Consider the following 14,632-nt stretch of genomic DNA (forward strand, 5'->3'; position numbering starts at 1 on the left):
TCTAATAGGACGCATGATCCGAGACGCCTTTCATAATAGCCACACCGGAGCTCGTCCCGAGTCTCGTCGCCCCTGCTTCAATCATTTGTAAAGCCGTAGCCAGGTCGCGTACGCCGCCTGACGCTTTAACTCCGGTTTGTGCCGATACATTCGCACGCATCAACCGAATATCATCAACCGTTGCGCCTCCGGGACCAAAGCCTGTTGAAGTTTTCACATAATGAGCGCCCGCTTCCTCCGAAAGACGGCAAGCAGCCTTTTTCTGCTCCTCGTTCAGAAAACCCGTTTCAAAAATCACTTTCACGATGGCCTGTCCCTCTACCGCTTTCACTACAGCCCGAATGTCCTCTCGCACGGCATCATAGCTGCCTTCCAGCAGCTGGCCGATCTGCAGAACCATATCAATCTCGTTTGCGCCGGCCTCAGCCGCTCTAGCGGCCTCGTAAGCTTTTACAGCACTAGCGTTGGCTCCCAAAGGAAAGCCGCACACAACACTGATCTTCACACCGCTGCCCTCTAGCAGCTGCTTACACGTTGGCACCCATACACCGTTGACACATACGCTGTAAAATTGGTATTCCTTTGCTTCTTCACACAGCTTGGAAATGGCTTGCGCATTGGCATCCGCCTTCAACAGCGTATGATCTATGTAGGAAGGGATACGCTTTACATCCATTGCTGCGTTGTTGCCTGCTTCACTCATTTCAATTCACCTCATAACCTAAGGATTGGAGTGCTTTTTTCAATACGGAATCGTTGTTGCCGTAACCGGCATGCTTCTGCTGATGCCAGGCCTCCAGCGGTTCGAGCCATTCCACGCCGCGTATTTCCTCTACCTGCGCATGTAGGTCTCCGCCCGTCGCCTCGACCAAATAATAATGAACCTCTTTATCGACCAACCCGATGCCTGACATGGTGAACTGATACTTAATGGTTTCCAAAGGCTTCACAATCGCTCCGACAATGCCCGTTTCCTCCAAAATCTCCCGTAAGGCCGTCTGTTCAACGGTTTCACCGGGCTCCATTTTCCCTTTGGGAAGCGTGATTTTGCCGTAACGATCCTGAATCATTTGCACCTGCGTCTCCTGATTATGCTTACGAAAGACAACACCGCCAGCGGAGATTTCTTTCATACCTTCAACCATCCTTTCCATGTCCGAGCCATGATGCATGTACAATACAACCATACCCGTCCTATCCACCGAGAAAGAAGAAGGATTTCATCCTTAAACCTAGAATGAAATCCCCAATTCTCAGACTTGCTACACGATTAATGCTTTGGAAGCTGCAAAAGGCTGCACAACGCGAACCAATTGGCCTCTGGACTCATTAACCCCGGCTTGATTCACCTTCACCTGAACGACGCTTCCGATCAAATCCTCGCTGCCCTCAAACACCAGCTGCAAGTAGTTGTCCGAGTACCCCATAATGAGACCTTTACCCGGTTCACCCTTATGAGCCCGTTCAGGAATAACCTCCAGCACCTGGCCTTCGAACTGCTTGGCATAGCTCAATTGCATACGCTCGGACAGATCGATCAGCTCGTGTACACGGCTATTTTTCAGTTCTTCATCAATTTGGTCTTCCATGCGGGCCGCAGGCGTGCCCGTACGCTTGGAATAAGGGAATACGTGCATTTCAGAGAACTGCATTTGCTCCATAAAGCGGTATCCAGCACGGAACATCTCTTCGGTTTCCCCCGGGAAACCAACGATGACATCGGTAGTAATCGCTACGCCCGGCATAATTTTGTGAATCCGTTCGATTTTGCCGCCGAATTCAGCTGTGGTGTACTTACGGCGCATTCGGGCTAACACGCTGTCATCCCCCGCTTGCAGCGGAATATGCAAATGACGGCACATTTTATCCGAACCGTTCAGTACGTCCAGCACCTCGTCCGTAATTTGGCTCGCTTCGATCGAACTGATACGAATACGCTTCAGCCCGTCCACTTTATCCAGATCCCAGAGCAGCTTTGCCAAGCTGTAGTTCTCCATATCTTCCCCGTAGCCGCCGGTATGAATACCTGTCAGCACAATTTCCTGATATCCTGCGTCAACCAGCATATGTGCTTGCTTGATGACACTTTCCGGTTCCCGGCTGCGCATCAAGCCGCGGGACCACGGAATGATACAGAAGGTGCAAAAATTGTTGCAGCCCTCTTGAATTTTCAGAAATGCGCGCGTCCGATCGGCAAAATCCGGCACGTCCAGCTCCTCGAACTGCCGTGTCTTCATAATATTGCGCACCGCATTGATCGGCTGGCGCTCCTGCTGGAGCTGCTGTACGTAAGGCATGATTTTATCACGGTCCTGCGTACCGATAACCAGATCCACACCCGGAATGGCCATAATTTCGGCCGGGGACGTCTGCGCATAGCAACCGGTAACGGCTACAATAGCCTCCGGATTACGGCGAATGGCGCGACGAATCATCTGCCTGCTCTTCTTATCGCCCGTGTTCGTAACGGTACAAGTGTTAATAACATATACGTCCGCTGTCGATTCAAAATCCACCTGCTCATAGCCATCCTGCTTGAACAGCTGCCAAATCGCTTCCGTATCGTAAAAGTTGACTTTACAGCCCAGCGTATGAAACGCAACTGTAGGCATCTTCGTTATCCTCCCATCTCTCCGGATTCGTACAAAATGCACGTGAGACCCACCATAGCGGCCGTCTCCGTTCGTAATATGCGGCGTCCCAAGCTGACGGACCGGCACCCTGCCGCTTCTGCGGCGGCGATCTCCTGCTCACTGAAGCCCCCTTCGGGCCCAATGATGAGCAGCAGCTTTATGCGGTCGTTCACGCCATTGGTTTGAAGCTTTGCAGGGGTGCCCTGCTCCGCCGTATCTATACGAATCGCTTTTCCTTTGGACAAAGCTTCTTGAATCTGGTGCTTTAACTGTAAGCCGTTTTCCTTCTCGTAGCAAATCCATGCGGCATCCGCCTGTCCGGCAAGCTGCAGCAGCTGCTTCCATGAAAGAGGTGCTTCTACGGTAGGCACCCGGTTGCGATGCGCCTGCTCCGCCGCTTCCTTGGCAATTTTTTGCCAGCGTTCGATACGCTTGCTTTCTTTTTTCGCATCCAACTGGACAACGGTCCGCTCCGATACAAAAGGAATGAATCGATCGGCTCCGATTTCGGTTCCTTTTTGAATAACCAGCTCCATCTTGTCGCCTTTGGGCAAGCTCTGGGCAATCCACACCTCAACAGCCGGCTCACGGTCCATAGGCAGACTCTCGACAATATCCGCTACGACCCGGTCTTTCTCCGGCTCCCGGATACGAACCAGAGCCTCCCGGTTGACACCGTCACTCACGATCACCTGATCACCGGCCTTAGCCCGCATGACACGTATCAAATGATGGGCGTCATCCCCTGCAATCGTAACCGAGTCTTCATGAAACCATTCAGGGCTTATAAAATAACGCTGCATGTTCTTCTCTACTTTCGTGATGATCTACAGGTTGAAGCATGAAAATATCAAATTTCATCATACAACTTTTCGAATGAAAAAGCCACCGTTAACAATAATCTCCAATCGTTCAAAGAACGCTTCAAGAAGGTGGCCAATCAGCCGCTACCCCCTGCCGAACAGAAGGGATACAATATAGTTAAACGCGTTCAAAATATCCCACTGCCATGCAAAAATCGGGCCGAGCGTCACGTTGCGGATCGGCTGAATAAAGAACATTAGCAAAATAATATAAAACAGCCATTGCTCATGCTCCTTGACCTTGGCCATCCAAGCGCGGGGCAGCAAATCCTCCACAATCCGGTACCCGTCAAGAGGAGGCAGCGGGATCAGGTTTAAGATGAACAAGAAAATATTTTGCATAATCATATAAGTCAAAAATAATTGAATCGCCATCTGCACGCCCGTAGACATCGTTTCGAGCAGATGATTTTTTTGCAGCAAATATAAAACGATGATGCTTATAAAGCCAAGGACCAGATTGCTGACCGGGCCGGCCAAAGAAACGATAATGCCCATCAATCGGGGGTTCTTAAAACGCGAACGGTTCACCAGAACCGGCCTTGCCCATCCGATGCCTATGATAAGAAAAAAGATCATGCCGAGCCAATCCACATGGGCTCTCGGGTTCAAGGTCAATCTGCCCATGGATCGGGGCGTAGGATCCCCGAACCGGTCCGCAAAAAAAGCATGGGCAAACTCATGGACTGCAAACCCAATGAGAAGAACGACAAACACAAAAGGCATGTGACTGACCGGGTAAGGTAAGAAGGAGCTCCAATCCATGAATGAACCACCTACGGCTTTCTAGCAATAATGACGACCCAATCCTGGTCTTCGTGGCGGTCGGTCACAGTAAATCCAACCTCTGTCAGCCCTTTTTCCACATCGTCCTGCTTGCTCTTAATCACTCCCGAAACGACATATGTGCCGCCCGATGCCAATACGTCATATACATCCTTGACGAACAGCAATATAATTTCGGCCAAAATGTTCGCTACGACGACCTGTACCGGAAGCTTAACACCTAAAGCGGCTGCCGCAGACGGGTTGGATTCAGCAGAAGCACCCTCGCGGAGCACGCCGAGCAGATCACTCAATTTTATCGTGATATCGTTGTCCAGTCCGTTCAGACGGGTGTTCTCCGTTGCACTGGACACCGCTACCGGGTCCAGGTCAAGCGCTAATACATGCTTCGCCCCAAGCTTCGCAGCAGCTATTGCCAGAACGCCGGAGCCGGTTCCTACATCAATGACATCATCGCCTTGTCGGATGACCTTCTCTAATGTTTTCAGACACAATGAGGTGGTGGCATGCGTACCTGTGCCGAACGCCATTCCAGGGTCCAGCTCGATGATCAGCTCGTCCGGTTCTGGAGTATATTCCTCCCACGTCGGTTTGATCGTCATCCGATCCGTGATACGAAGCGGCTTGAAATATTGCTTCCAGTTGTTCGCCCAATCCTCATCGTCAACCTCCTTCAGCTCAAAGGTTGGATTGCCCGTATCAATATCGAATTCGGTTAACTGAGCTACCGAAGCCTGTAACTGCTCCATGACGGATTCCATATCTGTTCCTTCCGAGAAATAACCTTTAATCTCGGCGCGTCCTTCAGGAATATCGTTAAGCGGCTTTTCATACCATTGTCCAAGGGACGTATCTCTTTCTTTGTTCAGCGTGCCCGATTCTTCAATCGCAACGCCGCCGGCTCCGAGCTCATGTATAAAGTTCGAAATCATCTCAATCGCTTCTTCTGTCGTATGTACCGTTACTTCATGCCAACGCATGTTCAAATCCTCCCTAAACTTTCATCTCTTCAAAAGCACATGATTACCAGTATACAATAAATTGGCAAAACAAAAAAGCTTCCATCCAAAGGAAGCTTTAAGGTAGCTTATATTTTCCCGCCGGCCTCACGTATGACACGGAGCGCCTGTTCCTCATAATGCTCGTCGACAATAACCGTCATGATCGTGTCGAGCCGGTTCTCTTCATCATATTCTCCGCCATTCGACAATCCGCTTGCGTCCACGCTGGCGGCAGCCATCACGCCACCGATTGGAGCTGGATTGTCCGAGCCCAACGTCAAATAAGCAAGCCCCGGAAAGCTTCCGGTCACCGGGTTCACACTTTGCCCCACCTCTGCACCATGCAGCTCTCCGATGCGATCTACGCTCACTTCGGCAACGCGTAGCGCTCGTAGCTTCGGAACAATACTTTCCGCTTCAGCGGGGGAATGAAAATAGGCTAAAATATTTTTCTCACCCATTTGATCTCACCTCCGTTCCATCATCCAAAAGAAGAGTTGCTTTTGCTTAAGATTGCTGTCTGGCGTCCGCTTCTTTGGAACGCTCCAATGCTTCCAGATCCTCGTTGTCCGCGGCCTCCGAGCTGAATTCTACATCTTCATTTTTCGCTATAGGCAATTGACGGTGGTTTTGTTGAAATTGTTCTTTGGATTGTTTGACCATTTTATTTCCTCCCGCATGTTCGTTTGAATAGGACAAATGACAAAATGAGCCTCATTACAGCCTTTGGTTATTGTCTTCACTTTCCTTAAGTCCTATACAATGCAGGATATATAAAAAAAACACACCCACGGGGCAGTTCGCTCCCTGGATGTGCATCTCTTAAGATAAGGAAAATGATTAATCGCCCAGAATGGCTTTTTTCATACGTTCAAAGATGGATTGGTGCTGCTCATGCGTATGTTCGCCGCTCTGGCGGGCAAATTCACGCAGATGCTCCCTCTGCTCCTCACTTAGGTTGGTTGGAGTCACCACAACCACCTTCACGTGCTGATCTCCTTGACCGTAGCCTCTTAACCGGGGAACGCCTTTTCCTTTCAAGCGGAAGTACGTATCGGTTTGGGTGCCTGCCGGAATTTTCAGCTTTACTTTCTCCGTCAGCGTAGGAATCTCAATCTCGTCTCCAAGCGCAGCTTGGGCGAAGGTTAAAGGAATTTCACAATAAATATCATCATTCTCGCGCTCGAAGAAATCATGCGGTTTCACCCGGATGACTACGAACAAATCGCCTGAAGGACCGCCGCGGCTTCCTGCTTCCCCTTCTCCGGAAACACGAAGCTGAGCTCCTTCGTCCACACCCGCAGGGATGTTCAAATGGATTGTACGCTGCTTCTTCACTTTGCCCGAGCCGTGGCAAGTGCCGCATTTGTCCTTGATCGTTACGCCTTGCCCGTTGCAGGCCGAACACACTCTCCGGTTAACAATGCGTCCGAATGCGGTATTTTGTACAACCTCCTGTTGGCCGCTGCCATGGCATACGGTACACGTTTCCGGTTTTGTGCCGGGCTTGGCGCCGTTTCCGTGACACGTTTCGCACGTTTCCGTTCTTGGAATTTGAATATCCAGCTCTTTCCCGAACACGGCTTCCTTGAATTCAATGGTAAGCGTGTATTGGAGATCATTCCCCCGCTGAGGCGCATTCGGGTTCCGACGCTGCCCTCCGCCGCCGCCAAAGAACATATCAAATAAATCGCCAAAGCCGCCGAAATCCGCATTGCCGCCGTTAAAGCCGCCGCCCATCCCCTGATTCGGGTCCACATGACCAAAACGGTCATACTGCGCTTTCTTCTGGTCGTCACTTAATACATCGTAAGCTTCTTTGGCTTCCTTAAATTTCTGTTCCGCATCCGCTGCTTTATTTACATCCGGATGGAACTTGCGAGCCATTTGCCGATAAGCTTTCTTGATATCGTCTTGCGAAGCATCCTTGCCTAGACCAAGTACCTCGTAATAATCGCGTTTACTCATCGTTCCACTCCCATCTTTCAAACCACACCAACCATCAAAAACCAATTATACTTTTTATTCCGAAGATATGCCACCTGGAAAGATGGCAAAATCGTATCCTAGAGCAAAGGGAAAGTCAAAGCCAATAAATGGCTTTGACTCTTGTTCAAGCTATGTCATGCTGCTTAGTAAAAATTAGTTTTGCTTCTTATCGTCTACAACTTCGTAATCTGCGTCAACGACGTTGTCTTTTTTCGCGCTGCCTTCAGCTGCTCCAGCTTCCCCGGCTTGCTGTTGTTGAGCGGCTTGCTCATACAGCTTAACGGACAATTGCTGAACCACTTCCGTCAACTCGTCGGTAGCTGCTTTAATTTCATCCAAGTTGTCGCCTTGAAGCGCCTTTTGGACTTTTTCTTTCGCTGCATTCGCTTTGTCGATTTCAGCTTGGTCCACTTTATCTCCAAGATCTTTAATCGTTTTATCAACCGAATAAACCAATTGGTCGGCATTGTTACGTGCTTCAACCAATTCTTTACGTTTGCGGTCTTCCTCAGCGTGAGCCTCGGCATCCTTCATCATGCGCTCCACTTCTTCATCGGACAAGCCGCTGGAGGACGTGATCGTAATTTTTTGGCTTTTGCCCGTACCTTTATCCAATGCATTTACATTAACGATCCCGTTGGCATCGATGTCGAAAGTAACTTCGATTTGTGGTACGCCGCGTGGTGCCGGAGGAATATCTCCCAGGATAAAGCGTCCCAGTGTTTTATTATCGTTAGCCATCGAGCGTTCGCCTTGCAGAACGTGAATTTCTACGCTAGGCTGGCTGTCGGCATACGTTGTGAATACTTGGGATTTGGTTGTAGGAATCGTTGTATTGCGGTCGATCATTTTGGTGAACACGCCGCCCGCAGTTTCGATACCCAAGGACAATGGAGTGACGTCCAGCAAGACAACATCCTTTACATCGCCAGTCAGTACGCCCGCTTGAACCGCAGCACCCAAGGCTACAACCTCATCCGGGTTTACGCCTTTGTGAGGCTCTTTGCCAATCAAACGTTTTACCGCTTCTTGAACTGCAGGAATACGAGTCGAACCCCCGACAAGAACAACCTTATCGATTTGGTTCGCAGACAAGCCTGCATCGCTCAATGCTTGGCGAGTCGGGCCCATAGTTCTTTCTACCAATGCCGCGGAAATCTCTTCAAATTTCGCACGAGTCAGGTTGATCTCCAAGTGCTGAGGCACTCCGTCTACAACCGTAATAAACGGAAGGGAAATCGTCGTTGTCAATACGCCGGAAAGCTCTTTCTTCGCTTTTTCCGCAGCGTCCTTCAAACGTTGAACAGCAGCTTTGTCCTTGCTCAGGTCAATGCCTTGCTCTTTTTTGAATTCGGATACCAGATAGTCGATAATCACTTGGTCGAAGTCGTCACCGCCCAAATGGTTGTCCCCGCTAGTAGCCTTAACTTCGAAGAAGCCATCGCCCAGCTCGAGCACGGAAACGTCGAACGTACCGCCGCCCAAGTCGTAAACCAGGATCGTTTGGTCTTCGGATTTCTCCATACCGTAAGCCAATGCTGCTGCTGTCGGCTCATTGACAATACGCAGTACTTCCAGACCGGCAATTTTACCAGCGTCCTTGGTAGCTTGACGTTGGCTGTCGTTAAAGTAAGCAGGAACGGTAATAACCGCTTGCGTTACTGTAGATCCAAGGTAAGCTTCAGCGTCCGCTTTCAGCTTTTGAAGGATGATGGCGGAAATTTCTTGAGGTGTGTAGTCTGTTCCGTCAATGCTTTCTTTGTGGTTCGTTCCCATATGACGCTTGATGGAAATAACCGTACGATCCGGATTCGTGATCGCTTGGCGTTTGGCTGTCTCACCGACTACACGCTCGCCGTCTTTCTTGAAGCCTACGACCGATGGCGTCGTCCGGTTGCCTTCGGCGTTAGGAATAACGACCGCTTCGCCGCCTTCCATTACAGCCACACAAGAGTTCGTTGTACCTAAGTCAATACCGATTACTTTACTCATGCTTGTTTGAACCTCCTTCGATTATGAAAAGCCTATTTGCTTAGTTTATGTCATGGAGAATGATCATGATTATTGAAAATGGCTGAAGGCCACGCGCCTTAAGAGCTTACTTTCACCATTGCAGGGCGCAGCACCTTGTCTTTGAGCAGGTAGCCTTTTTGCAGCTCTTCCACTACAATGCCTTCCTCATGCTCATCAGATTCCACCTGCATGATCGCTTGATGATATTCCGGATTGAACGGTTGGCCTACGGCTTCCATCGGCTTTAAGCCTTCGGCCGCCAGCACTTGATCCAATTGACGGAAGATCATATCGACACCTTTCAGCAGGGCATCGTAATCATTGCTATCTTTGCCTGCGGCCAAAGCGCGCTCGAAGTTATCCACAACGGGCAATAGCTGCTCCACCACTTTTAAGGATGCATATTTAGCGAACTCTTCCTTTTCCTGACGCGTGCGTCTTCTGAAGTTGTCAAAATCCGCCTGCGCGCGAAGCAAACGCTGGTAATGCTCATCCGCTTGCTGCTTCAGCTGCTCAATCTCCTGCTGTTCTGGAGAAAGCGATGCCTGCTCTTGGGATGACTCCTGTGCTGCATCTGTAGTTTCTGCCTCAGCTTGCGCATTTTCATTGTATGTAGCGTCCACTTCTTGTTCCGTGTTCGCCTGATGATTTTGTTCAGTACTCAATGTCTGTCACCTCCTTGATCCGAATCCGAACCTTTGTATACTTTGTCTATTGTAACCAGCCTGCACAGGTTGTAAGCAGGCGTACGTGGATTCACGAAGTCATTTGCTCCCGAGCGTTCTCGGTTAGCCGAATTCGTTATTCCTCGAGCCGGGCTTGCTTCATCTTGATGACCGTATGGATCCGCAGCACAGCAGCCGCGACTTCACCTGCGGCTTGAAGGGCATGCAGCTTCACCGGCGCGGGATCCACCACCCCATGCTCCAGCATGTCCGTGACCGTTCCCGTGTCGCAATCGATCCCGAGCGTATCCGAGCCCGCATTAACCTGCGCTGCCTTCACTTCCTCGACCTTCTCCAGCGGGTTGTAACCCGCATTGACCACGATCTGCGCCAGCGGCTTGCGCAGCGCCTGGGCGACGGCGGCAATGCCAAAGCCCTCCATCCCCTGGATCGTCTCGCGCAGACGATCCAGGTCGTAGGCGGCGGCCATTTCCGCAGCGCCGCCGCCGGGCAGGCACCCGCCGCGCAGCGCCGCCTGCACGGCGGAAGCCGCGTCGCGCGCGATGCGCAGCCGCTCGCCGACCACCTCGCTCGTGCTGGCGCCGACGACGATCGTCACCTGCGTCCGGCCTTTGCCTTCGGCCATCCGGACGCATTCGAGACGCTCGTCGTACGACACGCGCCCGGCGAAGCCGAGATAGCCTGCCAGCTCCGAGGCAGGCTTACGAAGCCCGCTGCGGCGGATCGGCCGCGCGCCCGTGTAGTCGCACACGAGCCGGAGGTCGTGGCGCGGCACCCGCTGGACGACCATGATGCCATGGTCGGTACAAAACTGCTCCGCCTCCGCGTTCACCCCGCGGTCGGCGATGACAAGCCCGACCCGCAGCTCGATCAGCTTATCGAGCGATTTGCGGAACTGCTCCTTCAGCTGCATCTGCTTCTGGAAGCCGGCCTCGGTCATCAGCGCTTCCTCGTCGACGGATTCCGGCTCGAAAGCGTCCTGAAATACCAGAACGGAAGCGGAATCCGGCGGAAAATCCAGCTGGGAATTGACCGGCTTTTTCTGAATCAACAAACCCGGCCATACTTCACTGACCGCCCGGCTGTGAGAAATGACGGTATCCGCGAAGCGAAAGCTTTCCTCCTGCAGCTTATGAATCCCGAGGCGTCTGGCGCCTTCGAGGATAAGCTCGGCCAAATCTCCATGCTCACGCCCGGCGATATAGCCGATCCGGTACAGCAGCGGATCCTTGAGACCTTCGACGCGGCGGCTTCGCTTGGCAAGTGAGGCTAAAGCAGCCGTTACCCCTTCCTGAATCCCCTTGACGACCTTGGCTACCGGAACCCCGCGGGTGACCTGAGCCACGCCCTCGGCAACAAGCGCTCCGGCAAGGACGGTGGCGGTTGTCGTCCCGTCTCCGACCTGCTGCTGCTGGGATCGGGCAACCTGGATCAGCAATCTTGCGGCCGGATGCGTCACATCCATCTTTTCGAGGATCGTCACCCCGTCATTCGTAATGATGACTTCACCCTGACCGCCGACCAGCATGGTATCAAGCCCCTTGGGTCCCAGCGTGCCTTCAACAGCGGAGCATATGGCGCGAATAGCCCCTGCATTGTTAAGCAATGTCGCGTATGTGTCGTCTCCCTCATGGGAGACGGGTTTCATCTGGTTCATTTATACCATCGCTCCAGCACCAGCGTCATATCCTTGGATAAATGATCGAGCAGATTAATCACCTTCGCATAATCCATTCGTGTCGGACCGAGTATTCCGATCGTACCGACATGCTTGCCCTCCAAGGTGTAGGAAGCGGTAATCAAGCTGCAATCATTGATCGCTGCTACGGAGTTCTCACTGCCTATGCGCACTTGAATTCCCGTGGAGGCTCCGGTAAACAGCTTCGCGAGCGTCGGCGTCTCCGCCAGCAAATCGAGAATGTTTTTCACCTTTTCCATGTCCTGGAACTCGGGCTGCGTGAGCATATTCGTCGTGCCGCCCAGGAAAATCCGATGATCCTCTTCCCCTTGGTCGACGACGCCATTGAGCATCGTCAGCAGCTCCTCATACCCGCTGACATAGCTTTGCATTTCTTCACCAATCTCGGTGAACAGCTTGGATTTAAAGTGGTGCAAAGGCACGTTCTTCAGCCTTGCATTCAAAATATTAACAACCTTCTCAATCTCGCTCATCGGGATGCCTTCCGGCAGCGTAACGGTCTTGTTCTCCACCTGACCGGTATTTGTCACAATGATCGCAACCGCCGTCCGTTCGTTCAATGGAACGATTTGCATGTGGCGCAGCGTTGTGTTGAACATTTCCGGCCCCATCACAATGGAGGTATAATTCGTAAGGTTGGATAAAATCATCGCCACCTGCTGAATAACCTGCTCCATCTCCTGCATCTTTTCGGCGAAAAACATCTTCATCACATCAATTTCGTGCTGCCCCAGACTGCCGAGATTGACCAGATGGTCTACATAGTAACGATAACCTTTATGAGACGGAATCCGCCCGGCAGAGGTGTGCGGCTGTTCGAGAAAGCCCATTTCCTCCAAGTCGGACATCTCATTGCGAATCGTCGCAGGGCTGAATCCGACGTTGCCGCGCTTGGAAATGCTGCGGGAGCCGACCGGCTCGGCTGAACGTATATAATCATCTACGATAGCACTTAAAATTTGTCTTTGGCGTTCAGTCAACATAAGATAACCCCCTGTTTAAAATGATGCGCAATAGATTAGAACCAAGCTTGGGCGGGATTGGTTTATAAGTTAAACATGCGGATGCGTTCTTTATCCGGCCTATCGTTAGCACTCCTTTGGGTTGAGTGCTAATTCATAATACAAAAATAACAGACCCGAAGGTCTGTGTCAAGTCAATCCAAGCGCTTCAAAACTGCGATTTCATCACAGCAGTGCTGCTTTTTACAGTGTATGCAATCCCGCCAAACTTTTTCAGGAAAGATCTCTTTAGGCACTACGGTAAAGCCGTTACGTTCAAAGAAATTTACAGCATACGTCAAAGCCATCACTTTCGGAATCTCCTGTCTTTTCGCTTCTTCCACCAGGAAATCTACGAGCGCATTGCCGATGCCTTGTCCCTTATGCCCGTTCGTAACACCGAGTGACCGTATTTCGACCAGGTCTTTCCCGAGGCGGGTCAACGAGCCGCAGCCAACCAATTCTTCATCTATAAGTGCGACAACAAAGGTGTCAATTTGCTGCGCCAACGTTTCCTTGGAGCGCGGCAGCATGATCCCTTGCTCTGCATATCCCTGAATAATGTCATGTAATGTGTCAATGTCCTGATCTGTTGCTTTTCTGCATGTGACTGCCATACCAAACCCACCAATCCGCGTTAAAAATTCGATATGAATAAATATACAACAAAACGTATAAATAATTCAATAAGAAATTCGGCTAACGAGATCTTTCAATAGGAAAGAGAACGGCTCTTTCTTGTTCTGCGACATCTGAATCAGACTCCGCCGGTTAAAAATTGCCCGAATACTTCATTGCCCAGAAGCACGCCCTGCTCCGAAAGACGATATCCTTCCGCCGTAGGGTCCAGCAGCTTTTGACCGACCAGCTTGTTCAGTACACCTCCGAACACGTCTTCAAGCTCCCGGCCGAACTGGCGATGGAAGTCCGAACGCTTAACGCCGCGCAGCAGTCTTAAGCCGACCATCATAAAATCCTCCATCGCTTCCTGCTCGCTGATTTCAAAATGCTCCAGCAGCGGACGGCGCGTCAGGGTTGCATCGATGTAGGGCTGTATGCCCTTTATATTCACATGCCTCTTCCCGTGTGTGTAGCCATGGGCCCCGGCACCCAAACCATAATAGCTCCGGTTCAGCCAATACATGCTGTTATGGCGGCTCTCGTATCCCGGTTTGGCAAAGTTGCTGATTTCATACTGCGCGTAGCCTGCTTTCTTTAGCCGATCCATAATAAGCAGGAACATGTCCAGCTCCACATCCTCATCAGGCAGCGGCAGCTGATTTTTTTGAAACAAGGTGTGAAACAATGTATTCTCTTCTACCTTCAAGCTGTAGATCGAGTAATGCGTTAACCCCAGCTCCAGCGCTTTATCGATCGAGTCATTCATCGTGTCCAGCGTTTGATTGGGCAGTCCGAACATGAGGTCGATCGACAGATTGCCAAAGCCGACGGCACGTGCATTTTCCAGGCTCCGGTATACATCATCCGTATTGTGAATCCGGCCGATCCCTTCCAGCAGCTTATTGTCGAAGGACTGCACGCCGAAGCTGATCCGGTTTACACCGCCTTCTTTCATCGCCTGCAGCTTTTCCTTGTCCGTCGTTCCCGGGTTGGCCTCCATCGTAAACTCCAGGTTGGCGGCCGTTTGCGGAAAGTACGTGCGGACCCGCTTCAAAAAGCTCTCCATCTGATCAGGTAAAAGCACGGTAGGCGTACCGCCTCCCACGAATATCGTTTCGATTTCGCCCGGCGGAAGCTCCAGCACCGTCCGTTCCATTTCCCTCTCCAGCGCGTCCAAATAATCCATGACCGGCTGGCCTTTCAATACATACGAATTAAAATCGCAGTAATGACATTTGTTCGTACAAAATGGAATATGGATGTAGACCGCTTCCGGTGTTTCTTGACGTTGAATCATCCTTATCCCTCCTTCCTTATGAACGGAAAAGCAGATGCGCTAA

The 14,632-nt window shown here is 51.2% G+C and carries 15 protein-coding genes; all 15 read right to left on the bottom strand.

Annotated elements, in window-relative coordinates; translation table 11 throughout:
- Position 1: 1 nt before the first annotated feature.
- The 15 genes from deoC to hemW all read right to left on the bottom strand — a co-directional run bounded on the left by deoC (position 2) and on the right by hemW (position 14,589).
- Entirely contained in the window at positions 2 to 703 is a 702-nt protein-coding gene (gene deoC / locus CF651_RS12965) for a deoxyribose-phosphate aldolase (RefSeq protein ID WP_245855860.1), read from the bottom strand.
- A gap of 1 nt (position 704) precedes the next feature.
- Positions 705 to 1,133: an NUDIX hydrolase gene (locus tag CF651_RS12970; RefSeq protein ID WP_094015394.1), complete on the bottom strand. Its 429-nt coding sequence runs from the start codon at positions 1,131 to 1,133 to the stop codon at positions 705 to 707.
- A 129-nt stretch (positions 1,134 to 1,262) separates the two neighbouring features.
- The gene (mtaB, locus tag CF651_RS12975; protein WP_094015270.1) at positions 1,263 to 2,612 is read right to left on the bottom strand and encodes a tRNA (N(6)-L-threonylcarbamoyladenosine(37)-C(2))-methylthiotransferase MtaB; all 1,350 of its coding nucleotides are present in this window, start codon (positions 2,610 to 2,612) and stop codon (positions 1,263 to 1,265) included.
- Between the two features lie 5 nt (positions 2,613 to 2,617).
- Positions 2,618 to 3,436 (bottom strand): 16S rRNA (uracil(1498)-N(3))-methyltransferase, encoded by an 819-nt coding sequence (locus tag CF651_RS12980; protein WP_094015271.1) that lies wholly within the window; start codon positions 3,434 to 3,436, stop codon positions 2,618 to 2,620.
- Between the two features lie 144 nt (positions 3,437 to 3,580).
- Positions 3,581 to 4,261, bottom strand: a complete 681-nt coding sequence (locus tag CF651_RS12985) for a site-2 protease family protein (RefSeq protein ID WP_094015272.1) — start codon at positions 4,259 to 4,261, stop codon at positions 3,581 to 3,583.
- Positions 4,262 to 4,272: 11 nt separating this feature from the next.
- On the bottom strand, positions 4,273 to 5,262 hold the full coding sequence (gene prmA / locus CF651_RS12990) for a 50S ribosomal protein L11 methyltransferase (RefSeq protein ID WP_094015273.1): 990 nt from the start codon (positions 5,260 to 5,262) through the stop codon (positions 4,273 to 4,275).
- A 107-nt stretch (positions 5,263 to 5,369) separates the two neighbouring features.
- Complete coding sequence (locus CF651_RS12995) at positions 5,370 to 5,744, bottom strand: hypothetical protein (protein WP_094015274.1); 375 nt, start codon at positions 5,742 to 5,744, stop codon at positions 5,370 to 5,372.
- Between the two features lie 46 nt (positions 5,745 to 5,790).
- On the bottom strand, positions 5,791 to 5,946 hold the full coding sequence (locus CF651_RS13000; RefSeq protein WP_094015275.1) for a YfhD family protein: 156 nt from the start codon (positions 5,944 to 5,946) through the stop codon (positions 5,791 to 5,793).
- 177 nt (positions 5,947 to 6,123) lie between these two features.
- The gene (gene dnaJ, locus CF651_RS13005) at positions 6,124 to 7,251 is read right to left on the bottom strand and encodes a molecular chaperone DnaJ (RefSeq protein WP_094015276.1); all 1,128 of its coding nucleotides are present in this window, start codon (positions 7,249 to 7,251) and stop codon (positions 6,124 to 6,126) included.
- A 174-nt stretch (positions 7,252 to 7,425) separates the two neighbouring features.
- Positions 7,426 to 9,264, bottom strand: coding sequence for a molecular chaperone DnaK (dnaK, locus tag CF651_RS13010; protein WP_094015277.1), 1,839 nt, complete (start codon positions 9,262 to 9,264; stop codon positions 7,426 to 7,428).
- A 98-nt stretch (positions 9,265 to 9,362) separates the two neighbouring features.
- Positions 9,363 to 9,950: a nucleotide exchange factor GrpE gene (grpE, locus tag CF651_RS13015; protein ID WP_094015278.1), complete on the bottom strand. Its 588-nt coding sequence runs from the start codon at positions 9,948 to 9,950 to the stop codon at positions 9,363 to 9,365.
- Between the two features lie 136 nt (positions 9,951 to 10,086).
- On the bottom strand, positions 10,087 to 11,628 hold the full coding sequence (locus CF651_RS13020; RefSeq protein ID WP_094015279.1) for a TCP-1/cpn60 chaperonin family protein: 1,542 nt from the start codon (positions 11,626 to 11,628) through the stop codon (positions 10,087 to 10,089).
- The gene (gene hrcA / locus CF651_RS13025; protein ID WP_094015280.1) at positions 11,625 to 12,653 is read right to left on the bottom strand and encodes a heat-inducible transcriptional repressor HrcA; all 1,029 of its coding nucleotides are present in this window, start codon (positions 12,651 to 12,653) and stop codon (positions 11,625 to 11,627) included. The genes CF651_RS13020 and hrcA overlap by 4 nt, the downstream gene beginning before the upstream one ends.
- Positions 12,654 to 12,826: 173 nt before the next feature.
- Positions 12,827 to 13,288, bottom strand: coding sequence for an N-acetyltransferase (locus tag CF651_RS13030; RefSeq protein WP_094015281.1), 462 nt, complete (start codon positions 13,286 to 13,288; stop codon positions 12,827 to 12,829).
- 140 nt (positions 13,289 to 13,428) lie between these two features.
- Entirely contained in the window at positions 13,429 to 14,589 is a 1,161-nt protein-coding gene (gene hemW / locus CF651_RS13035) for a radical SAM family heme chaperone HemW (RefSeq protein ID WP_094015282.1), read from the bottom strand.
- Positions 14,590 to 14,632: the final 43 nt, after the last annotated feature.

Source organism: Paenibacillus rigui, assembly GCF_002234615.1.
Lineage (GTDB): Bacteria > Bacillota > Bacilli > Paenibacillales > NBRC-103111 > Paenibacillus_S > Paenibacillus_S rigui.